A 21,595-nucleotide genomic window follows, 5' to 3' on the forward strand; every position below is an offset into this window, starting at 1 on the left:
CAACCCTTTCGCGCCGTGCGACGTCAACGTGAGCAAGGGAGCAGGTATATGTCCCGCCATCCGGATGACCGGCCGTTCTGATGGAGTACAAAATCCTATCGGCCGGTTGCCTCACCCTTTCGTCACCCCCCTAGACTGAACCTCCAGCACAGGTGGCTACACGCTCGAAAGGCGCCCCCCGTGTCCATCGGCAACTCTCCTGACGGCAACTTCCCCGAGGACGAGCGTCCGTTCGAAGACGATCGTGAACAGGCCTCCGCGTCGCATCGCCGCCCGATCGGTCTCGCCCTGCAACAGGCGCGCATCGCGGCCGGGCTGAGCGTCGACGACGTCAGCGAGGCCACCCGGGTCCGCGCCGCCATCGTGCACGCGATCGAACGGGACGACTTCGCGCCCTGCGGCGGCGATGTCTACGCCCGCGGTCACCTCCGCGCGCTGGCGCAGGCGGTCCATCTCCCTCCCGAACCCCTGCTCGAGCAGTACGCGGCCGAGTACGGCAAACGGCCCGAGCCGACCCCCGCCGCCCCGCTCTTCGAGGCCGAACGCATCCGCCCCGAGCGGCGCAGGCCCAACTGGACCGCGGCCATGGTCGCGGCGATCGTCGTCGTGATCGGCTTCGTGGGCTTCACCATGGTCAAGGGGACCGGCGGGCAGAGCGTGAAACCGCAGGGCGCCAAGGGCTCCGCGCCGGCCATCGGGAAGTCCGCCTCGCCCTCGCCCAAGAGCGGCGAGCCCGCACAGCGCAGCCCCGAGCCGTCCGACAGCGCCATCGCCGCCGCGCCCCACGACAAGGTCACCGTCCAGGTGAGCGCCACCGACGGCCGTAGCTGGATCTCGGCCAAGGACCACAACGGCCGCACCCTCTTCGACGGCCTGCTCAAGCAGGGCGACTCGCAGTCCTTCCAGGACAAGGAGAAGATCGACCTGGTCCTCGGGGACGCGGGCGCCATCGAGCTGTACGTCAACGGCAAGAAGATCGAGGACGACTTCCGGCCCGGTCAGGTCGAGCGGCTGTCGTACACCAAGGGCGACCCGGTCACCGGATGACCTGTGCCCCCGCGAGGAGGCGAAGTTCCGCCGCACGGTCCGCGACGCACGGGGTTGACCACAGTCGGTCAACCCCGTCGACATGGGCTGTCGGCGGGACGAAGTAGTCTTGAGCCCATGCCTGAACGCCGTACCGTCGCACTCGTCACCCTTGGCTGCGCCCGTAACGAGGTGGACTCGGAGGAGCTCGCAGGCCGTTTGGAGGCGGACGGCTGGCAGCTCGTCGAGGACGCCGCCGACGCGGACGTCGCGGTCGTGAACACCTGCGGCTTCGTCGAAGCCGCGAAGAAGGACTCCGTCGACGCCCTGCTGGAGGCCAACGACCTCAAGGACCACGGCAGAACACAGGCCGTCGTGGCGGTGGGCTGCATGGCCGAGCGGTACGGCAAGGAACTCGCCGAGGCCCTTCCGGAGGCCGACGGCGTCCTCGGTTTCGACGACTACACCGACATCTCGGACCGGCTCCAGACCATCCTGAACGGCGGCATCCACGCCTCCCACACCCCGCGTGACCGGCGCAAGCTGCTGCCGATCAGCCCCGTGGAGCGGCAGTCCGCCTCGGACGTCGCCCTCCCCGGACACGGCGCCCCGACCGACCTCCCCGAGGGCCTGGCCCCGCAGTCGGGCCCCCGCGCGCCCCTGCGCCGCCGACTGGACGGAACCCCGGTCGCCTCGGTCAAGCTCGCCTCCGGCTGCGACCGGCGCTGCTCCTTCTGCGCCATCCCGTCCTTCCGCGGCTCCTTCATCTCGCGCCGCCCGAGCGACGTACTGAACGAGGCGCGCTGGCTGGCTGAGCAGGGCGTCAAGGAGATCATGCTGGTCTCCGAGAACAACACCTCCTACGGCAAGGACCTCGGCGACATCCGTCTCCTGGAGTCCCTGCTGCCCGAACTCGCCGAGGTCGACGGCATCGAGCGCGTCCGCGTCAGCTACCTCCAGCCCGCCGAGATGCGCCCCGGACTCATCGACGTCCTCACCTCCACGCCGAAGGTCGTGCCCTACTTCGACCTGTCCTTCCAGCACTCCGCGCCCGGCGTCCTGCGCGCCATGCGCCGCTTCGGCGACACCGACCGCTTCCTCGAACTGCTCGACACCATCAGAAGCAAGGCACCGCAGGCCGGTGTGCGCTCCAACTTCATCGTGGGCTTCCCCGGAGAGACCGAGGCCGACCTCGCCGAACTGGAGCGCTTCCTGAACGGCGCGCGGCTGGACGCGATCGGCGTCTTCGGCTACTCCGACGAGGAGGGCACGGAAGCGGCGACGTACGAGAACAAGCTCGACGAGGACGTCGTCGCCGAGCGGCTGGCCCGGGTCTCCCGGCTCGCCGAGGAACTGGTGTCGCAGCGCGCCGAGGAGCGCGTCGGCGAGACCGTACAGGTCCTGGTGGAGTCGGTCGACGACGAGGACGGCGCCTACGGCCGTGCCGCGCACCAGGCGCCCGAGACGGACGGCCAAGTGCTCTTCACGGAGCGCGAAGGACTCGTCGTCGGCCGTATGGTCGAGGCGAAGGTGATCGGTACGGCGGGAGTCGATCTGGTGGCCGAGCCTCTCGCGGGCTCGCTCGAGTGTCCTGAGGAGGCGGGCAGATGACCGGAATCCCGGCATCCGCGGCGGGCGGCTCCTCGAGCGCGCGCGGTACGGGCGCCCAGGGCGCCTCCGGCGTTCCGGCCGCCGAGTCGGTGCAGGGTCCGGGCGCCGGGGACGGCGCACGCCCGGCGCGGGGCGCCAAACTGGCCGCCGCCGCGGTCAACCAGGCCAGCGTCTGGAACGTCGCCAACCTCCTGACGATGCTCCGCCTGGTCCTCGTACCGGGCTTCGTCGCGCTGATGATGGCCGACGGCGGATACGACCCGGCATGGCGCTCGCTCGCCTGGGCCGCCTTCGCCATCGCCATGATCACCGACCTGTTCGACGGTCATCTGGCGCGCACCTACAACCTCGTCACCGACTTCGGGAAGATCGCCGACCCCATCGCCGACAAGGCGATCATGGGCGCGGCGCTGATCTGCCTGTCCTGGCTCGGCGATCTGCCGTGGTGGGTGACTGTGGTGATCCTCGGCCGTGAGCTGGGGGTCACCCTGCTGCGCTTCCTGGTGATCCGCCATGGGGTGATCCCGGCCAGCCGCGGCGGCAAGCTGAAGACGCTGACGCAGGGTGTGGCCGTCGGGATGTACGTCCTGGCGCTCACCGGATGGCTCGCGAGCCTCAGGTTCTGGGTGATGGCCGTGGCGCTCGTCCTGACCATCGTCACCGGGCTCGACTATGTGCGGCAGGCCGTGGTGCTGCGCCGGCGTTCGATCGCCGCGCGCCGGGCCGCGGCCGAGGAGACCGAGCGGTGACGGCCCTGGCCGTCGACGTGCTGCGGCTCCTTGCGGCCAGAGGCGAGACGCTCGCCGTCGCCGAGTCGCTGACCGGGGGCCTGGTGGCCGCGGAGATCACGGCGGTGGCCGGGGCCTCCCAGTCCTTCCGCGGTTCCGTCACCGCCTACGCCACCGATCTCAAGCGGGACGTCCTCGGCGTCGACGCCACCCTGCTGGCCGCGCGCGGTGCGGTGGATCCGCAGGTCGCGGCCCAGATGGCGGCCGGTGTCCGCAAGGCGCTCGGCGCGGACTGGGGGGTGGCCACGACCGGAGTGGCCGGGCCCGAGCCACAGGACGGCCAGCCGGTCGGCACGGTCTTCGTGGCGGTGGACGGACCGCACGGTGCACCGGGCGAACCGGGTGGCGGGAAAGTGGCGTCCTTGCGGTTGCGAGGTGGCCGTGCGGACATCCGTGGGGAGAGTGTACGGAGCGTACTCGCACTGCTGCTGCAAGAGCTGGCGGGCGAACAGGCCGCGAACGAGCGGGCACAGGATACGGAAGAGAACGGGGGGACTTGATGGTTACAGCCCTTAGTGAACACAACAGCGCTCCCCGCACGGCCGCGGCGCAAGGCGGTACGGTGGGGCGTGAAGGATGCGGTTTCGCGGTCCGAGGAGGGAGCCACCGATGATTCTGCTCCGTCGCCTGCTGGGTGACGTGCTGCGTCGGCAGCGCCAGCGCCAGGGCCGTACTCTGCGCGAAGTCTCCTCGTCCGCCCGAGTCTCGCTCGGCTATCTCTCCGAGGTGGAGCGGGGGCAGAAGGAGGCGTCCTCCGAGCTGCTCTCCGCGATCTGCGACGCGCTGGACGTACGGATGTCCGAGCTCATGCGGGAAGTGAGCGACGAACTCGCACTCGCCGAGCTGGCGCAGTCCGCGGCGGCCACCGAGCCGGTGCCCGCTCCGGTGCGTCGTCCGATGCTCAATTCCGTGTCCGTCACCGGTGTCCCGCCGGAACGGGTCACGATCAAGGCGCCCGCCGAAGCGGTGGGCGTGGCCGCCGCCTGATCCTCACCGACCGCCCGGTCCTCACACCTGTGGGCGGGTGAGCCGACGGCAGATGTCAGAGCCCCGGCCGGGGCCCTTCCGGACAGATCCGGAGGGGTACGGCTGGGGCTCTTGTGTGTTCGGGCGGTCGGGTCGGCGGTGGCGGTGGCGGTCTTCCCGTTGCCGGGCCCGCGTGTGGCGGTCATGGTGGAGAAGGCGGGGGCTCGGGGCCGTACGAATCCTCGCGGAGGAAGTCGATGTACGTCGTGAAGAGCCCGCTGTCCGCCGCGGACCTCAAGATCGTCTCCGAGGCGCTGCAAGGCGCCCTGGTCGACCTGGTGGACCTCTCCCTGGTGGCGAAACAGGTCCACTGGAACGTGATCGGGCCGCGCTTCCGCTCCATCCATCTCCAGCTCGACGAGGTCGTCGACAGCGCGCGGCTGCACTCGGACACCGTGGCGGAGCGGGCCTCGGCGCTGGGCGTCCCGCCGGACGGCCGGGCCGCGACGGTCGCCAAGGGCAGCGGCATCGGCGCGGTGCCCCAGGGCTGGGTCAAGGACACCGACGCGGTGGGCACCCTGGTCTCGGCGCTGGGCGCGGTGATCGCGCGGATGCGGGAGCGGGTGGAGGCGACCGCCGAACCGGATCCGGTGAGCCAGGACATCTTCATCTCCATCACCGCGGACCTCGAGAAGCATCACTGGATGTTCCAGGCGGCGCACGGGTGAGGGCGGAGGGCTCGGATCCGGGCGCGGTCCGATGCGCCCGGCGGTGTGCGCCGGTCGCTGTGAGTACGCGCCGGGCGCGGTGCGCCCGTGTGCCGGTGGTGCGCCCTCCCCGGCCGTGACAGGTCGTTCTAGGGTCTGGTTTCTCGGGTGGGAGGTGACGGCCATGGCGGGGCGTACGGCGCGCTGGGGGGTGGCGCTGGCGCTGGGTGCGCTGTGGTGGTGGGGGGCACTCCGACTCGTGCTGGCACCCGATGCAGGGGTGCTGGAAGGTGCGGTCGTGACCGGGGGGTGGGGGCTGAGCCTCCTGCCGGTGCACTGTGTGCCCAAGGCCCGTGCCGTGGGGGCGGCGGGGCCGGACGGATGGGTGCGGTCGCGGCTGCGGTGGCGGGCTGCGCGAGAGCGAGGCCAGGGCGTGTGACCGGGGTGAGGGGTGTTCACCTCGGGCCGCCTTGGCGCTCGGCCGCGCAGACCCGCCCACCGGCGATATCGGCGTATCGGCGTACCGGTCAGGGAAGCGAACGGTTCCTGATGAGCCGTCAAGTACGTGTATGCGGGCGGATGTTGGGTCCGTTCATGTCGGTCGGGGTCGGGCCCGGCTGGCAGGACGGGCACCAGTAGGTGGGGCGCTCACGGGAGCCGTCGCCCTGGTCGGCCACCCGGACCGGGGTGCCGCAGCGCAGACAGGGCCGAGGGGCGCGGCCGTAGACGAAGAGCCTCTGATCGCGTCGCCCGGTGGTGCTGCGCGCGGGGCGGTCGCGGTTCGCCACCAGGAGCTTCCTCGCGAGGGCGGGCAGCCGGGCGGCGTGCTCGGCGGGCAGGCCGCCGATCGGGAGCCAGGGGGTCACGCCCAGCAGGAAGCACAGCTCGCTCTTGTAGACATTGCCGATGCCGGCCAGGTTGCGCTGGTCGAGGAGGGCCTCGCCGACGGGGCGGGCGGGGTCCCGCAGCAGGTTCTCCAGCGCTAGGTCGGGGTCCCAGTCGGGGCCCAGGAGGTCGGGTCCCAGATGGCCTACCGCGCGGTGCTCGTCGGTGGTGCGCAGCAGTTCCAGGACGGGCAGGCGGTACCCGACGGCCGTACGGTCCGCGGTGGCGAGGACGGCCCGGATCTGGTGCGCGGGGCCGCCGCTCCAGCGCTGCCCCGGCGCGTAGACCTTCCACGCGCCGTCCATCTTCAGGTGAGAGTGCAGCGTGAGGCCGCCCTCGACGCGGGCGAGGAGGTGCTTGCCGCGGGGGACGACGTCCAGGACGGTACGCCCGGTGAGATCGGCCGTGGCGTATCTGGGCACCCTGAGGTCGCTGCGGGTCAGCACCCGGCCCGCGAGCGCGTCGCGCAGCCGCGTCGCGGCTTGGTGGACGGTGTCGCCTTCGGGCATGGGTCCAGGGTGGCATGCGCCGGGGGTACTGGGCGGGGGTGCGCCCGTGGCCGGTGTCTCGCGCGGGGCGCCGCGGGCTACGCGCGTATGCGCAGCCCTCGGGGGGTCGCGATGAAGCCCGCTCCTTCCAGCAGGATGCCGAACGGGGACGAGAGGGCGGAGGCGCCGTTGACCCGCTCCACCGTGACCGTGCCGAGGGAGCCCGCGTGCGCCGCCGCCGCGAGGGCCTCGGCGGCCGTGCGCAGGCGCGCGTCCTCCGTCGGGCCGGTCTGCGGGGTCATGGGCCAGGCCAGCAGGGTCTTGCCGCCGCGCTCCATGTAGAGGACCAGATCGCCGTCGACCAGGACCACCAGCGAGCCCGCCTTGCGCCCCGGCTTGTGCCCCGCGCCCGTGGGCGGCTCGGGCCAGGGCAGTGCCGAGCCGTACGCGTTCGCGGGGTCGGCGGCGGCCAGGACGACGGCGCGCGGGGTGTCGGGGGAGCGGGTGCGGTGCGGCGGCAGGCCGCGGGCGGAGGGGAAGCGGGAGGCGGTGTCCGCGGCGCGGAAGCCGGAGCCCGAGCGCGGGCCTCCGTATCCCGGGGCCGACAGCGGGTCCGGCGTCGTCCCGTCCGCGTCGAGCGGCGCCCCGTCCGGGTCGAAGGGGGTGGCGAACGGGTCCGCCGCGCCCGCGTCGGGCAGCGTCTCGCCCCGCTCGCGCGCGTTCGCCACCGCGCGCAGCCGGTCGACCGCGCCGTCCATCGCGAACTGCGCCGCGCCGAGCCCCTCGACGACGTAGCCGCGCCGGGCCTGACCGCTGTCCTCGAAGGCGGACAGGATGCGGTACGTCGCCGAGAAGCCGCCCTCCACGCCCTCCGCGGCGACCGCGCCCCGGGTCACCACACCGTGCCGGTCCAGCAGCGTGCGGGCCAGGGTGTGGGCGCGGACGGTGGGGTCGGCCTCGCGGGCGGGCAGCAGCGACCAGCGTCCCGCGACGGTCGGCGGGCCCGTACGGGACGACGGGCGGGCGGCGGCGGTCAACGAGCCGTAACGCCCGCGCGGGACCGCGCGTTTGGCGCGGTGGGCGGTGGAGCCCGCCGTACGGCCCGAGCCGAGCAGCGATCGCATCGGCGCGAGCGTGTCGTTCGTCAGCCGCCCCGACCAGGTCAAGTCCCAGATGGTCTCGGCCAGTTGAGGGTCCGTGGCGTCCGGGTGCGTCGTGGCGCGGACGCGGTCGGCGATCTGGCGGAAGAACAGGCCGTAGCCCCCCGCGAGGGCGTCGAGGACCGACTGGTGGAGGGCCGTCAGCTCCAACGGGTGCGGCGCGGGCAGCAGGAGAGGGGCGGTGTCCGCCAGATACAGCGAGACCCAGCCGTCCTTGCCGGGCAGCGCGCCCGCGCCCGCCCAGACCACCTCGCCGGCGGCCGTGAGTTCGTCCAGCATGCCGGGCGCGTAGGAAGAGACACGGGAGGGCAGGACGAGCTTCTCCAGGGCGGACGCGGGCACGGACGCGCCCTGCAACTGCTCGATCGCGCGCACCAGTCCGTCGACGCCCCGCAGGCCGTGCCCGCTGCCGATGTGCTGCCACTGCGGCAGGAACTGCGCCAGGGCCGCCGGAGCCACCGGCTCCAGCTCCTGTCGCAGCGCCGCCAGCGAACGGCGCCGCAGCCTGCGCAGCACCGTCGCGTCGCACCACTCCTGGCCGATGCCTGCCGGATGGAACTCCCCTTGCACGATCCGGCCGGACGCGGCGAGCCGGTGCAGCGCGCCCTCCGTGACGGCCACGCCGAGCCCGAACCGCGCGGCGGCGGTGGCCGAGGTGAAGGGGCCGTGCGTGCGCGCGTACCGCGCGAGGAGGTCGCCGAGCGGGTCCTTGACCGGCTCCGTGAACGCCTCCGGGACGCCCACCGGCAGGGCCGTGCCGAGCGCGTCGCGCAGTCGGCCCGCGTCCTCGACCGCCGCCCAGTGGTCGGCGCCCGCGACACGGACCCTGATGGCGCGGCGGGCGGCGCCCAGCTCCTCGGCCCACCGCGGCTCGGCGCCGCGCTCCGTCAACTCCGCGTCCGTGAGCGGTCCCAGCAGGCGCAGGACGTCCGCGATGCCTTCGACGTCCTTGACGCGCCGGTCCTCGGTGAGCCACTGCAGCTCGCGCTCCAGCTCGGTCAGGACCTCGGCGTCGAGCAGTTCGCGCAGCTCCGCCTGGCCCAGCAGCTCGGCCAGCAGCCGGGAGTCCAGTGACAGCGCGGCGGCGCGCCGCTCGGCCAGCGGCGAGTCTCCCTCGTAGAGGAACTGCGCGACGTACCCGAACAGGAGCGAGCGGGCGAAGGGGGACGGCTCGGGCGTGGTGACCTCGACCAGCCGCACCTTGCGGGACTCGATGTCGCCCATCAGCTCCACGAGTCCGGGAACGTCGAAGACGTCCTGAAGACACTCGCGGACGGCCTCCAGGACGATCGGGAACGAGCCGAACTCGCTGGCGACCTGGAGCAGTTGGGCGGCGCGCTGGCGCTGTTGCCACAGCGGGGTGCGCTTGCCGGGGCTGCGGCGCGGCAGCAGCAGCGCGCGAGCGGCGCACTCGCGGAACCGGGACGCGAACAGCGCCGATCCGCCGACCTGGTCGGTGACGGTCCGGTCGACCTCGCCCTTGTCGAAGACGACGTCCGCCGCGCCGACGGGCGCCTGGTCGGCGTCGGCCGCCGTGTCCCAGGAGGTGCCCGTCGTCGACGGGTCCTGGTCCAGCAGCTCCAGGCTCATCAGATCGGCGTCGGGCAGCCGCAGCACGATGCCGTCGTCGGCGTGCATGACCTGGGCGTCCATGCCGTACCGCTCGGCGAGCCTGGCGCCGAGCGCGAGCGCCCACGGGGCGTGGACCTGGGCGCCGAAGGGGGAGTGCACGACGATCCGCCAGTCGCCCAGCTCGTCACGGAACCGCTCGACGACGATCGTGCGGTCGTCCGGGACATGGCCGCAGGCCTCGCGCTGTTCGGCCAGGTACGACAGCACGTTGTCCGCGGCCCAGGTGTCCAGCCCCGCGGCCAGCAGCCTCGATCGCGCGTCCTGTGTGGGCAACGAGCCCACCTCGCGCAGGAACGCGCCCACCGCGCGGCCCAGCTCGAGCGGGCGGCCGAGCTGGTCGCCCTTCCAGAAGGGCAGTCGGCCGGGGACGCCGGGCGCGGGGGAGACCAGGACGCGGTCGCGCGTGATGTCCTCGATCCGCCAGGAGCTGGTGCCCAGGGTGAACACGTCCCCGACGCGGGACTCGTACACCATCTCCTCGTCCAGCTCGCCGACCCGGCCGCCGCCCTTCTTCGGGTCGGACCCGGCCAGGAACACCCCGAACAGGCCGCGGTCCGGGATCGTGCCCCCGGAGGTGACGGCCAGCCGCTGGGCGCCCGGACGGCCGGTGATCGTGCCCGCGATCCGGTCCCACACCACGCGGGGGCGCAACTCCGCGAAGGCGTCGGAGGGATAGCGGCCGGCGAGCATGTCCAGCACCGCCGTGAACGCCGACTCCGGGAGCGAGGCGAAGGGGGCCGCCCGGCGGACCGTCGCGAGGAGGTCGTCGAACTGCCATGTGTCGAGCGCGGTCATGGCGACGAGCTGCTGGGCGAGCACGTCCAGCGGGTTCGCCGGGACCTTCAGCGACTCGATCGCCCCGGTGCGCATCCGCTCGGTGACCACGGCGGACTGCACGAGGTCGCCGCGGTACTTGGGGAAGACCACGCCCGTGGAGACCGCGCCGACCTGGTGCCCGGCGCGGCCCACGCGCTGGAGCCCGGACGCCACGGACGGCGGTGACTCGACCTGGACGACGAGGTCCACCGCGCCCATGTCGATGCCCAGCTCCAGGCTGGAGGTGGCGACCACGGCGGGCAGCCGGCCCGCCTTGAGGTCCTCCTCCACGAGGGCGCGCTGCTCCTTGGAGACCGAGCCGTGATGCGCGCGGGCGAGCACCGGGGGCGCGCCCTGGGCCGCGCCCGAACCGCCCATCAGCTCGGCGGGCGCGTGATGCTCCGCCAGAGTCTCGCCGGTGGTCCGCTCGTAGGCGATCTCGTTGAGCCGGTTGCACAGCCGCTCCGCGAGGCGGCGGGAGTTGGCGAACACGATCGTGGAGCGGTGGGCCTGGACCAGGTCGGCGATCCGCTCCTCCACATGCGGCCAGATCGACGGGCGCTCCGCGCCCTCGGCCGCGTCGGCGACCGGGGAGCCGCCCAGCTCGCCGAGGTCCTCGACAGGGACGACGACGGAGAGGTCGAACTCCTTGCCGGACTCGGGCTGGACAATCTCGACCTTGCGGCGGGGCGAGAGGAAGCGGGCCACCTCGTCCACCGGGCGGACGGTGGCCGACAGGCCGATACGGCGCGCGGGCCGCGGCAGCAGTTCGTCGAGCCGCTCCAGGGAGAGCGCCAGATGCGCGCCCCGCTTCGTACCCGCCACCGCGTGGACCTCGTCCAGGATCACCGTCTCCACGCCCGTGAGTGCGTCGCGCGCGGCCGAGGTCAGCATCAGGAACAGCGATTCCGGGGTGGTGATCAGGATGTCCGGTGGCCGCGTGGCCAGGGAGCGGCGCTCGGCGGCCGGGGTGTCGCCGGAGCGGATGCCCACCTTCACCTCCGGCTCGGGCAGGCCGAGCCGGACCGACTCATGGCGGATGCCCGTGAGCGGACTGCGCAGATTGCGCTCCACGTCCACCGCGAGGGCCTTCAGCGGGGACACGTACAGCACCCGGCAGCGCTTCTTGGGGTCGGCGGGCGGCGGGGTGGAGGTCAGTTGGTCGAGCGCGGCGAGGAACGCGGCCAGGGTCTTGCCGGAGCCGGTCGGGGCGACCACGAGCACGTCCGACCCCTCGCCGAGGGCGCGCCAGGCCCCGGCCTGGGCCGCGGTGGGCGCGGAGAACGCCCCCGTGAACCAGCCGCGGGTCGCGGGCGAGAAGCCGTCGAGGGCTCGGTGTGCGGAACGGACCATGGATCCATCCTGCACCCGCCCACTGACAACGCCGCTGACCTGCGCAAACGCCGGGCAGCGAGGGGCCGAAGGGGGCATTCCGGGTTCTGGGCCGGGGCGCGAGGCCTGTCCCCCGTGAGAGCTACGTGCAGGTGTCCACTGTGAGGTGACGACTCCTGATCGCCGTCTCCCTAGTGTTCGGGTCATCCGGCGGCTCCTGTGCCGCGGACCGGGCAAGGACCCGGAATCGGTCCCGAGGGGGAGAGTCGTCATGAGGCTGGTGTGGCAGATCTTGGCCGTGGTCGCGGTCAGTGCGGTCGGTGGTCAGAGCGTCACCGCGGTGCAGGGCCACCCGTGGCCGGCGCTCCTCGTCGGCGGCCTGACGGCCGTGCTCTCGGTCTTCGTCTACCGGTGGGTCGTCGGACGCACCGAGCGGCGCCAGGTCACGGAGCTGGCCGGGCAGGGTGCGTCGGGGGCGGTCCTGCGGGGACTGTTGATCGGCGTGGCGATGTTCGTGTGTGTCATCGCGAACATCGCCTTCCTCGGCGATTACAAGGTTCATGGCTTCGGTTCACTGACCGGACCGGTCGAGCTGGTCGGCTTCATGGCCGGCGCCGCCGTCACGGAGGAACTGATGTTCCGCGGCCTGCTCTTCCGGTCGGTGGAGCGGGGTCTGGGCACGTACATCGCGCTGGTGCTGTCCGGCGTGGTGTTCGGCGCGGCCCATCTGCTCAACAAGGACGCCACCCTGTTGGGCGCCATCGCCATCGCGATCGAGGCCGGTGGCATGCTCGCCGCCGCCTACGCGGCCACCCGTTCGCTGTGGCTTCCGATCGGCCTGCACTTCGGCTGGAACTTCGCGGAGTCGGGCATCTTCGGTACCGAGGTCTCCGGCAACGGTGACACGCGCGGACTGCTGGATGCCTCGACGTCCGGCCCGCAACTGATCACGGGCGGCGAGTTCGGGCCGGAGGCCAGCGTGTACTCGATACTGGTCGGCGCGGTGCTGACCCTCGTCTTCCTGTGGCTGGCCCACCGGCGCGGCACCGTCGTTCCCCGGCGGCGGGCCGAGCGCGCGGGCGCCCTCGCTACACTCGCGCGGTGATGACCCTGCGAGGGGCCGGGCAGGTCTGGCACCGGCTCGACGTCACCGTGCGTGACCTTCTGCTCGGAGTCCTGTTCCTGGTGGCGTCGTTCCTGCCGGGACTGCGCGGCCACGGGACGCAGCTCGGAGATCTGCCGACCCGCCCCCTCGACGCGCTCGCCCTTGTGCCCCTCGCCCTGGAATGCCTTCCGCTCGCGGTACGCCGACGGTGGCCGGCCGTCTGCCTCGCCCTGGTGACGTGCGGCTTCGCCCTCGACCAGGTACGTGGCTACCACTCGGCCGCCAGTACGGCGCTGCCCGTCGCGCTGATCAGCGCGGGATCCCACCTGGAACACCACAGGCGTACCACCGTGGTCCTCCTCTCCTTGGCGTACCTGCCGCTGGCGGTCGCTCTCTCCCTGCTCGGTTCGGGCGGCGAGACGCCGGACGGCTTCGTGACGTTCTACCTGGTGCTCGCCCTGCCCTGGGCGGCCGGGGCGTGGCTGCGGTCCACCCGGCTCGCGGAGGCCGAACGCCGCGAGCACGTCGCGACGGAGACCCGGACCGCCGAACGCGCCCGCATCGCACGCGAGTTGCACGACGTGGTGACTCACCACGTGACGGCGATGGTCGTACAGGCCGAAGCGGCCCGCTACTTGACCGCCGCCCCCGAGCGGCTCGAACAGTCACTGACCTCCGTCAGCGACACCGGACGCCGCGCCATCACCGACCTGCGCCACCTGCTCGATCTGCTCAACCCCGACCACGGCACCGGCACCGGGGCGGGGAGCGGGGGCGGCCTCGGGACGGTGGAGGCAACGGACGCCCAGGGCGCCTGGGGTGCCGAGGACGTCAGGACACCGGCCGTCGGACGGCTCCTCACTCTCGTCGAGCAGACCCGCCGGGCCGGACAGCCGGTCGACTTCACCGAACACGGCACACCGGCGCTGTCGACCGGCAGCGCCGACCTCGTCGCCTACCGGGTGGTGCAGGAAGCCCTGACCAACGCCCTCAAGTACGCCCACGGCAGCCGGACCTCGGTTCAAGTGCGGCACGGTGAAAGGGAGATCACCGTGCGGGTCAGTACGGATGGAAGCGGCACACGGACCACCGCCGCCGTCGGCAGTGGAAGGGGCCTGGCCGGTCTGCGTGAACGCGTGGACGTCCTGGGCGGTGACTTCAGCGCCGACGGCAGCACGGACGGCGGCTTCACCGTACGGGCACGCATACCCGCCGGGGGCAGATCATGAGCGCACCGATCCGGGTCATGGTCTGCGACGACCAGATGCTGGTCCGCACGGGCCTGGTCACCATCATCGACGCCCAGCCCGACATGGAGGTGGTCGGCGAGTGCGCGGACGGGCGGACCGGGGTCGAACTCGCCCGCGAGGTCGGGCCCGACGTCGTCGTGATGGACATCCGCATGCCGGTCCTCGACGGCCTCGAAGCCACCCGTCTGCTGGCCGGCGCCGGGGTGCCCCACCCTGTCAAAGTGCTCGTGGTGACCACGTTCAACCTGGACGAGTACGTCTACGAGGCACTGCGCGCGGGCGCGAGCGGCTTCCTCCTCAAGGACGCGCCCCCGGACCGGCTGCTCCACGGCATCCGTACGGTGGCCACCGGCGCGGCCCTCCTCGACCCCGAGGTGACCCGTCAACTCGTCGGCCGCTACGCCGCGCGCATACGTCCCGCCGACGACACCCCTTGCGATACCCCGCTCACCCCCCGCGAACTGCAGGTCCTGCGCCTCATCGCGGACGGTCGCTCCAACAGCGAGATCGCCGCCGCCCTCGTCATCAGTCAGGAGACCGTCAAGACCTTCGTCTCGCGCATCCTCACCAAACTGCAGCTCCGCGACCGCGTGCAGGCCGTCGTCTACGCCTACCGCCACGGCCTGGCGACCTGACGCCGTTCGCGGTCGGTCGGATCCGGCGCCTCCGCGCGCTCTACTCGGCGAATCCCGGTGTCACGGTGTCTTCGACGCGGTCGCGCTTGATGTACATGTTCCACAGGCGGTCGGCCAGACCGTCGCCCGACACCACCGTCATCGGCCGATCGCCGTTCGCCCACTGTGCGGCGTCGCGGTGCGCCGCGCTGTTCTCGATCAGCGCGCCGATCAGCAGCGTCCCGGCATAGACGCCGCTGTCCTCCAGCGCGGCGTTGAGCGAGTGCACGTAGCTGCGCACGGCCGAGAGCGCGATGCCGGCGCCGGTCAGCCTCGGGACCGCGGACCTGGCCGAGGCGCCCATGGCGAACAGCAGCCCGCCGTGACCGCGTTCCCGCATGCCCGGCAGCACCCGCCTCACCAGGGCGATCGGGGTGTGCAGGTACAGGTCGAGCAGCGGGGAGAGGCCGGCGTCGTCGAGCTCGAAGGGGTCCATGAACGCCTGGGCCGGGGTGGGGCTGTGTTCGAGCACGTCGATCGCGCCGAACCGGGCCTCGATCTCATCGGTCGCCCGCAGCGCTGCCGCCGGGTCGGCGACGTCGGCCTGAAACCCGGCTGCCTCGATCCCGTTCCCGGCCAGTTCCCGGACCATGCCGTCGAGTCGTTCCTGGTTCCGCGCCACCAGCGCCACCCGGAAGTCCTCCCGGCCAAAACGCCGAGCCACCGCCATTCCCAGGGCCGGCCCGGCACCGTAGATCGCGATCGTCCGCATGTGTACCTCCATCAACTTGAGGGGTCCATCAACTTGACCGTAGCACAACTTGAGGGTCCCCTCATGTTGTTGTCCGTAGAATCGGGCCATGACCACAGAGCGCGTGTTGCGCCAGGATGCGGCGCGGAACAGGGAGCGCCTGGTGCTCGCGGCGCGCGAGGTGTTCGGCCGCGACGGCCTGGACGCGCCGCTGGAGAGGATCGCCCGGGAGGCGGGAGTGGCGATCGGGACGCTCTACAACCGGTTCCCGACCCGCGGCGCACTGGTCGACGCGGCCCTGGGCCCGCTGGCGGAGCGGGCGGCGGAGATCACCGAGCGGGCCGCGCACGCGGACGACCCGTGGGACGGCTTCGCCTCCTTCATGGAGCAGACCTGCGAACTGCTCGCCGAAGACCGCGGCTATACCGACGTACATCGCTCCAGAACCGCCGGTACGCCGGTCATCGACGCCGCCCAACAGCGGATCGCGGCGCACAAGTCGGCGATCGTGACGCGCGCGAAGGCGGCAGGTGTGCTGCGCGCCGACATCGAGCCCTCCGACCTCGTGCTGCTCGTCTGGGGCATCGCCGCAGTCGTGGACGCCACCCGCGTCGCCGCCCCGAACGCCTGGCGGCGGCACTTGGCGCTCCTGCTGGACGGCCTGCGGCCGGAGGCGGCGCGCCCCCTCCGTGTCCCGCCCCTGACGGCCGAGCAGATGCGCGACGCCGAACCCCGATAGCCGCCGGGCCCGGCGCCCGCGATCGTTTCTCTCGCCCGTCGGCCGGGGCACGCGGACCCTGGCTCTACTCTGCGTACATACACGCACTTCATGCCCGACGCCGGCGCGCGAGGTCGTGCGGGGGCGTGAAGGGCAGGAAACGTGCAGGTCATGGTGGGTACGGAGCGGAACTCATGCGGTTGACGGTCTTCTGGCAGCGGATGGCGGATCACTTCGGCGAGGGGTACGCCGACACCTTCGCGCGCGACCATGTGATGTCCGAGCTGGGCGGGCGCACGGTGCATCAGGCGCTCGACGCCGGCTGGGACGCCAAGGACGTGTGGCGCGTGGTGTGCACCGCCATGGATCTGCCGCACGAGAAGCGCTGACGGGTTCCGAAGGGCTGACGGGCGCACGATGGAGCGCTTGACACGAAAATCGAACATCCATTCTTATGGATGCCTCCGGTGAGGTTCTCGGTGGGGATCTCCTCCTGTTGTCTGGAGAAGTGCCCGAGTTATCCACAGGCCGGACGGGCGTCGAGGCGCATTGTCAGTGGCAGGCGTTAGCGTCTTTGACGTGAAGCGATCGACTCAAGCAAACCGGGTGGAACCCATGGCAGGAACCGACCGCGAGAAGGCCCTGGACGCCGCGCTCGCACAGATTGAACGACAATTCGGCAAGGGCGCGGTCATGCGCATGGGCGAGCGGTCGAGGGAGCCCATCGAGATCATCCCGACCGGGTCGACCGCGCTCGACGTGGCCCTCGGCGTCGGTGGCCTGCCGCGCGGCCGAGTGGTCGAGATCTACGGACCGGAGTCCTCCGGCAAGACGACCCTGACCCTGCACGCGGTGGCGAACGCGCAGAAGGCCGGCGGCCAGGTCGCCTTCGTGGACGCCGAGCACGCCCTCGACCCCGAGTACGCGCGCAAGCTGGGCGTCGACATCGACAACCTGATCCTCTCCCAGCCGGACAACGGCGAGCAGGCGCTGGAGATCGTGGACATGCTGGTCCGCTCCGGCGCGCTCGACCTCATCGTCATCGACTCCGTCGCCGCGCTCGTCCCGCGCGCGGAGATCGAGGGTGAGATGGGCGACAGCCACGTGGGTCTCCAGGCCCGTCTGATGAGCCAGGCCCTGAGGAAGATCACCAGCGCGCTCAACCAGTCCAAGACCACCGCGATCTTCATCAACCAGCTCCGCGAGAAGATCGGCGTGATGTTCGGCTCCCCGGAGACCACGACGGGTGGCCGGGCGCTGAAGTTCTACGCCTCGGTGCGCATCGACATCCGCCGCATCGAGACCCTGAAGGACGGCACGGAGGCCGTCGGCAACCGCACGCGGTGCAAGGTCGTCAAGAACAAGGTCGCCCCGCCCTTCAAGCAGGCCGAGTTCGACATCCTCTACGGGCAGGGCATCAGCCGTGAGGGCGGTCTGATCGACATGGGCGTCGAGCACGGCTTCGTCCGCAAGGCCGGCGCCTGGTACACGTACGAGGGCGACCAGCTCGGTCAGGGCAAGGAGAACGCGCGCAACTTCCTGAAGGACAACCCCGACCTGGCCAACGAGATCGAGAAGAAGATCAAGGAGAAGCTGGGCGTCGGGGTGCATCCGGAGCAGCCCACCGCCGAGCCGGGTGCGGACGCGGCGGGTGCCACGCCCGCGGCCGGGGACACCGCGAAGGCGGCGCCCGCGGCCAAGTCCGGCAAGTCCAAGGCCTCGGCGGCCAAGAGCTAGCCCATGACACGACGAACCGACTGGGCCGAGTACGCCGACCTCGCCGCCGCGCAGGGGAGGCGCGACCGGGGCGACGGGGGAGCTGCCGGGACCGGCGACGAGGCGTACGGCACGCCGCCCGGCGACGCGGACGTGTACGAGGGCACTCGGCTCGGTGACGGTGGCGCGCGCGGGGGGCGCCGAAGAGGCAGGCGGCGCGCCGCCGGAGAAGCGTCCGGTGGCGGACCGGACCAAGGCTCTTCCTTCTCGTCGAGGGCCGAGGAGGAAGAGCCCGCCGGGTCCGGGGACCCGGCCGAACGGGCGCGGGCGATCTGTCTGCGCCTGCTCACCGGAAGCCCGCGCACACGCAAGCAACTCGCGGACGCCCTGCGCAAGAAGGAGATCCCCGAGGACGTGGCGGACGAGGTGCTGTCGCGGTTCGAGGAGGTCAGGCTGATCGACGACAGCGCCTTCGCGGACGCCTGGGTGGAGTCCCGGCACCACGGCCGGGGCCTGGCCCGTCGCGCGCTCGCGCGGGAGTTGCGGACGAAGGGCGTGGACTCCGCGCTGATCGAGGAAGCGGTGGGGCAGCTCGACGCGGAGCAGGAGGAGGAGACCGCGCGCGAACTCGTCGCCCGCAAGCTGCGCGCGACGCGCGGCCTCGACCGCGACAAGCGCCTGCGCCGCCTCGCGGGCATGCTCGCCCGCAAGGGCTACCCCGAGGGCATGGCCCTGCGGGTGGTCCGCCAGGCCCTGGCGGAGGAGGGGGAGGACACGGACGGACTCGACGAGAGGTACTGACCGGCGCCGCCGCCCCGACGGCACGACATCGCACCAGGGCTCGGTGGAGGCCGCGGCGGCACCGCACCCGGTTCGGTTACGGCGTCACCGGCAGTCCCGCCGCCTTCCAGGCCTGGAAGCCGCCCACCAGGTCCGTGGCGCGGTGCAGTCCCAGTTGGCGCAGGGACGCGGCGGCCAGGCTCGACGCGTAGCCCTCGTTGCAGATGACCACCACGCGCAGGTCGTGGCTCGTGGCCTCGACGGCTCGGTGGCTTCCCCGCGGATCGAGGCGCCACTCCAGTTCGTTGCGCTCGACGACGAGGGCGCCGGGAATCAGCCCGTCGCGGTCGCGCAGGGCCGCGTACCGAATGTCGACGAGCAGGACCTCACCGGCCTGCGCGGCCCCGTACGCCGCCGCCGCCTCCATCCGGTCGAGGCCCTCGCGGACCCGCTCCAGCAGCGCGTCGACGCCCACGGGGCCGTCGGGCACGGCGGTCACTGCCAGTCCGCCGGGCGCTCGATCTGCTCCAGGCGCAGCACCTGCCCCACGCGGCTGTAGCGGCGGATCCGCGGCAGCGGCGGGTAGTAGACATGTACAGAGATCGCGTGCTCCTCGGTGGACTCGTTGAGCACGTCGTGCACATGGTGCCGGCCGAAGGAGCGGCCCCGGCCGGTCGGGAGCCGCCGCTCCCGGTCCACCCCCTCGGTGAGTTCCAGGGTCTTCCAACCGTCGGTCGGCAGTTCGGCCGCGAGCGAGTCCTCCTTGAGTTCGCCCGACGCGACGACGAAGGCGCCGACCGAGCCGGCGTGGTCGTGCCAGCCGGTGCCGCTGCCGGGTGGCCAGCCGATCAGCCAGGCCTCGCTGTCGGCGGGACCGTCGAGTCGTACCCAGGTACGTCCTTCGGGATCCAGCGGGAGCGAGGCGATCAGCTCCGCGTCGGCGGCCGTACTGCGCGCGAAGTCGAGCAGCTCGGCCTGGGTCGGGGCCTGATCCGGGAGAGAAGGGGGAGAGGAGACAGCGGGGATGACTGACACGGGTACCGTCCTCGGGCGTGCGCGTGAGAGCGCGCCGCGGTAGGGCCATGGCGCGCAGGTGAAGGGGGGAGGGGTTCAGCAGGACGGATGACACACGCAGCCCGCATAACGGACGAGGTCCAGATGGACCTTCCGCCACAGGCGTACGCAGGTGTCAGTCATGATCCGGAGTACACCACGGTGGTGTGAACCGGTCAACTGGCCGTCACCATACGGACGGACGACATGGAGACCGCGTCCCTGTGCCGTGCATCCCATGCCCGACTGAGCCGCCCCGCTCCGGTCAGCTCGCCTCCGCCGCTGCCTCCGCCCCGGTCAACTCGCCGCCCGTCAGCTCGCCTTGGCCGTAGCCTCCGCCTCCGGCGGTGCCTCTGTCTTCGTCGGGGCGCCCAGTGTCGCCTCCGCCGCTCCGTACAGCTCCGAGGGGCGGACGCCGTTCAGGGCTGTGACCAGGTGGCCGTCCGGGCGGATCAGGAGGACCGTGTGGGCCGCCGCGCCCGGGTAGTCCTCGGTGACGAGCAGTTCCGCCGGATGCGGCAGGGCCGTCACCGCCGCCGCCAGGCGAGGCATGAGCCCGGCCGACACCCAGTGCTTGCGGTCCCACACGCCCGTGCCCGGAGCGACCAGCACCACCAGCAGCGCGCCGCGCCCCAGTCGGTCGCGGAGCCGTACGAAGGAGCCGTCCTCCGCCGTCACCCGTACGTCCACGACCTGTGCCCCGGGCTCGGTTTCCAGCCGAACCGCAGAATCGGTGTGCGCCGGTGTGAGCGGCGACGCCGTGTACGCCCCCGGTGCGCCCAGTGCGCCGCGTCCCAGATGGCCGTCCGCGAGCAGCGCGTCCCGGCCGCGGGCGGACCCGGACACGTACGCACGCAGGTTCTTCCCGCCGCGCAACGACGGAAGTGCCTGGTCGGCGGTGCGCAGCCGGGCCGCGACCACCGCGCGGCGCTCCGTCTGGTAGCTGTCGAGCAGCTCCTCGTGCGGGCCGTGGTGCCAGGCGACGGCCAGCTTCCAGGCGAGGTTGTCGACGTCCCGGAGGCCCTCGTCCAAGCCCTGCGTGCCGAGCGCGCCGAGCAGATGCGCGGCGTCCCCGGCGAGGAAGACCCGGTCGGCGCGCCACCGGCGGGCGAGCCGGTGGTGGACCAGGTGAACCCCCGTGTCCAGCAGGTCGTACACGGGCTCCGCGTCGCCGCTCCAGCCCGCGAGGGTCTCCCGGACCAGGGTCAGCAGCACATCGGGCGTGACCAGGTCCTTGCCGGGCGGCAACAGCCAGTCCAGGCGCCAGAGGTCGTCGGGCAGCGGGCGTGCCGTGACCTCGCCGACCGAGGGCCCCGAGGTCCGCCACGGCGGCGTGCGGTGCAGCAACGCCTCGCCAGGACGGGGAAGTTGCGTGCGCAGCGCCGCAACGGCGTGCCGCTCCACGGCCGTTCGGCCCGGGAAGCGGATGTCGAGCAGCTTGCGCACCGTCGACCGCGCTCCGTCGCAGCCGACCAGGTAACTGCCGCGCCACCAGGTGCCGTTGGGGCCGCGGGTGTGGGCCATGACGCCGGACGGCTCCTGTTCGAGGCCGTCCAGGCGGCTCTCCACAACGACCCTGATCAGCCGCTCACCGGCGATGGCCCGGCGCAGGGCGGCGGTGAGGGCGTGCTGGGCGATGTGCAGCGGGGCCACGCCCCCCTCCAGGGCACCGCCGCCGGCCTTGCGGCCCTCGCCGCCTCCGTCGCCCTTCCGGCCCTCGGCGCGCCCGGAGCCCTCCGACTCCGGCGCGCTACCGGTGATTTGGAACGTGACCTCCCGCGTCACCTGCTTGCGCCGCATCGACCGCCAGCCGCTCCAGCGCAGCCCCGCCGTGTCGAGCGGCGTCGACGTCAGCCGTTCCATCAGGGCGGCGGTGTCCTCGTGCAGTACGACCGTGCGCGCGGCGCGCTGTTCGTCCGCGCCCGAGCCCTCGTCGAGGACCACGGACGGTACGTCCTGGCGGGCCAGCGCCAGCGCGAGCGACAGCCCGACAGGCCCCGCTCCGACGATGATCACCGGGTCCACGGCGCGGCGCCCCCCGCCCTGAGCGACATCATGAGGAACACAACGGAACTACCAGTTGGAGCGGGGTGCACGATCACAGAACGTATGCAACCCACTGCCGCTGTCCGCGTCAAGCGACGGGGGCGGTGGCAGGTACGCCACCGCCCCCGTAGAGCAACAGGATTGAGCCGTC

The 21,595-nt window shown here is 72.3% G+C and carries 19 protein-coding genes; 13 read left to right on the top strand and 6 right to left on the bottom strand.

The genetic code is table 11. The features are described 5' to 3' along the window. Window positions 1-180: 180 nt before the first annotated feature. The 6 genes from ACZ60T_RS17190 (at window position 181) to ACZ60T_RS17215 (ending at window position 5,119) form a co-directional block, all read left to right on the top strand. Window positions 181-1,047 (top strand): helix-turn-helix domain-containing protein, encoded by an 867-nt coding sequence (locus ACZ60T_RS17190; protein WP_365623975.1) that lies wholly within the window; start codon window positions 181-183, stop codon window positions 1,045-1,047. 117 nt (window positions 1,048-1,164) lie between these two features. Further along, window positions 1,165-2,637 carry a 30S ribosomal protein S12 methylthiotransferase RimO gene (rimO, locus tag ACZ60T_RS17195; protein ID WP_469666599.1) on the top strand — a complete coding sequence of 491 codons (1,473 nt, stop codon included), beginning with the start codon at window positions 1,165-1,167 and terminating at the stop codon, window positions 2,635-2,637. Further along, complete coding sequence (gene pgsA, locus ACZ60T_RS17200) at window positions 2,634-3,386, top strand: CDP-diacylglycerol--glycerol-3-phosphate 3-phosphatidyltransferase (protein WP_365623971.1); 753 nt, start codon at window positions 2,634-2,636, stop codon at window positions 3,384-3,386. The genes rimO and pgsA overlap by 4 nt, the downstream gene beginning before the upstream one ends. Continuing rightward, window positions 3,383-3,925 (top strand): CinA family protein, encoded by a 543-nt coding sequence (locus ACZ60T_RS17205; protein WP_469666600.1) that lies wholly within the window; start codon window positions 3,383-3,385, stop codon window positions 3,923-3,925. The genes pgsA and ACZ60T_RS17205 overlap by 4 nt, the downstream gene beginning before the upstream one ends. A 109-nt stretch (window positions 3,926-4,034) precedes the next feature. Beyond that, complete coding sequence (locus tag ACZ60T_RS17210; RefSeq protein WP_252425870.1) at window positions 4,035-4,412, top strand: helix-turn-helix domain-containing protein; 378 nt, start codon at window positions 4,035-4,037, stop codon at window positions 4,410-4,412. A 236-nt stretch (window positions 4,413-4,648) separates the two neighbouring features. After that, complete coding sequence (locus ACZ60T_RS17215; RefSeq protein WP_469666602.1) at window positions 4,649-5,119, top strand: Dps family protein; 471 nt, start codon at window positions 4,649-4,651, stop codon at window positions 5,117-5,119. Window positions 5,120-5,655: 536 nt separating this feature from the next. Here the strand turns inward: ACZ60T_RS17215 and ACZ60T_RS17220 are convergent. Beyond that, a complete protein-coding gene (locus ACZ60T_RS17220) occupies window positions 5,656-6,492 on the bottom strand; it encodes an Fpg/Nei family DNA glycosylase (RefSeq protein WP_469666603.1) in 837 nt (278 codons plus the stop codon). A gap of 77 nt (window positions 6,493-6,569) precedes the next feature. Continuing rightward, window positions 6,570-11,432, bottom strand: coding sequence for an ATP-dependent helicase (locus tag ACZ60T_RS17225; RefSeq protein ID WP_469666604.1), 4,863 nt, complete (start codon window positions 11,430-11,432; stop codon window positions 6,570-6,572). Window positions 11,433-11,682: 250 nt separating this feature from the next. Between ACZ60T_RS17225 and ACZ60T_RS17230 the strand changes: the two genes are divergently transcribed. The 3 genes from ACZ60T_RS17230 to ACZ60T_RS17240 are packed head-to-tail and all read left to right on the top strand — an operon-like array spanning window position 11,683 to window position 14,401. Then, window positions 11,683-12,516, top strand: coding sequence for a lysostaphin resistance A-like protein (locus ACZ60T_RS17230; protein ID WP_469666606.1), 834 nt, complete (start codon window positions 11,683-11,685; stop codon window positions 12,514-12,516). Continuing rightward, on the top strand, window positions 12,513-13,745 hold the full coding sequence (locus ACZ60T_RS17235; protein ID WP_469666607.1) for a sensor histidine kinase: 1,233 nt from the start codon (window positions 12,513-12,515) through the stop codon (window positions 13,743-13,745). The genes ACZ60T_RS17230 and ACZ60T_RS17235 overlap by 4 nt, the downstream gene beginning before the upstream one ends. Beyond that, complete coding sequence (locus tag ACZ60T_RS17240; protein WP_469666608.1) at window positions 13,742-14,401, top strand: response regulator; 660 nt, start codon at window positions 13,742-13,744, stop codon at window positions 14,399-14,401. The genes ACZ60T_RS17235 and ACZ60T_RS17240 overlap by 4 nt, the downstream gene beginning before the upstream one ends. 40 nt (window positions 14,402-14,441) lie before the next feature. Here ACZ60T_RS17240 and ACZ60T_RS17245 read toward each other — a convergent pair whose 3' ends face one another. After that, window positions 14,442-15,152, bottom strand: coding sequence for an SDR family NAD(P)-dependent oxidoreductase (locus ACZ60T_RS17245; RefSeq protein ID WP_469666609.1), 711 nt, complete (start codon window positions 15,150-15,152; stop codon window positions 14,442-14,444). 88 nt (window positions 15,153-15,240) lie between these two features. Here ACZ60T_RS17245 and ACZ60T_RS17250 point away from each other — a divergent pair, with 88 nt between their 5' ends. The 4 genes from ACZ60T_RS17250 to recX all read left to right on the top strand — a co-directional run bounded on the left by ACZ60T_RS17250 (window position 15,241) and on the right by recX (window position 18,366). Further along, complete coding sequence (locus ACZ60T_RS17250; protein WP_469666610.1) at window positions 15,241-15,870, top strand: TetR/AcrR family transcriptional regulator; 630 nt, start codon at window positions 15,241-15,243, stop codon at window positions 15,868-15,870. Between the two features lie 173 nt (window positions 15,871-16,043). Then, window positions 16,044-16,238 carry a DUF3046 domain-containing protein gene (locus ACZ60T_RS17255; protein WP_365623951.1) on the top strand — a complete coding sequence of 65 codons (195 nt, stop codon included), beginning with the start codon at window positions 16,044-16,046 and terminating at the stop codon, window positions 16,236-16,238. Between the two features lie 226 nt (window positions 16,239-16,464). Then, window positions 16,465-17,586: a recombinase RecA gene (gene recA, locus ACZ60T_RS17260; protein WP_365623949.1), complete on the top strand. Its 1,122-nt coding sequence runs from the start codon at window positions 16,465-16,467 to the stop codon at window positions 17,584-17,586. Window positions 17,587-17,589: 3 nt separating this feature from the next. Further along, window positions 17,590-18,366: a recombination regulator RecX gene (gene recX, locus ACZ60T_RS17265; RefSeq protein WP_469666611.1), complete on the top strand. Its 777-nt coding sequence runs from the start codon at window positions 17,590-17,592 to the stop codon at window positions 18,364-18,366. A 76-nt stretch (window positions 18,367-18,442) separates the two neighbouring features. Here the strand turns inward: recX and ACZ60T_RS17270 are convergent, their stop codons facing one another. The 3 genes from ACZ60T_RS17270 to ACZ60T_RS17280 all read right to left on the bottom strand — a co-directional run bounded on the left by ACZ60T_RS17270 (window position 18,443) and on the right by ACZ60T_RS17280 (window position 21,423). Then, window positions 18,443-18,844, bottom strand: a complete 402-nt coding sequence (locus ACZ60T_RS17270) for a rhodanese-like domain-containing protein (protein ID WP_469666612.1) — start codon at window positions 18,842-18,844, stop codon at window positions 18,443-18,445. Next, window positions 18,841-19,380 (bottom strand): cupin domain-containing protein, encoded by a 540-nt coding sequence (locus tag ACZ60T_RS17275; protein WP_469666613.1) that lies wholly within the window; start codon window positions 19,378-19,380, stop codon window positions 18,841-18,843. The genes ACZ60T_RS17270 and ACZ60T_RS17275 overlap by 4 nt, the downstream gene beginning before the upstream one ends. 330 nt (window positions 19,381-19,710) lie before the next feature. Beyond that, on the bottom strand, window positions 19,711-21,423 hold the full coding sequence (locus ACZ60T_RS17280) for an FAD-dependent monooxygenase (protein WP_469666614.1): 1,713 nt from the start codon (window positions 21,421-21,423) through the stop codon (window positions 19,711-19,713). Window positions 21,424-21,595: the final 172 nt, after the last annotated feature.

It is taken from the genome of Streptomyces sp. NPDC104371 (assembly GCF_055583785.1).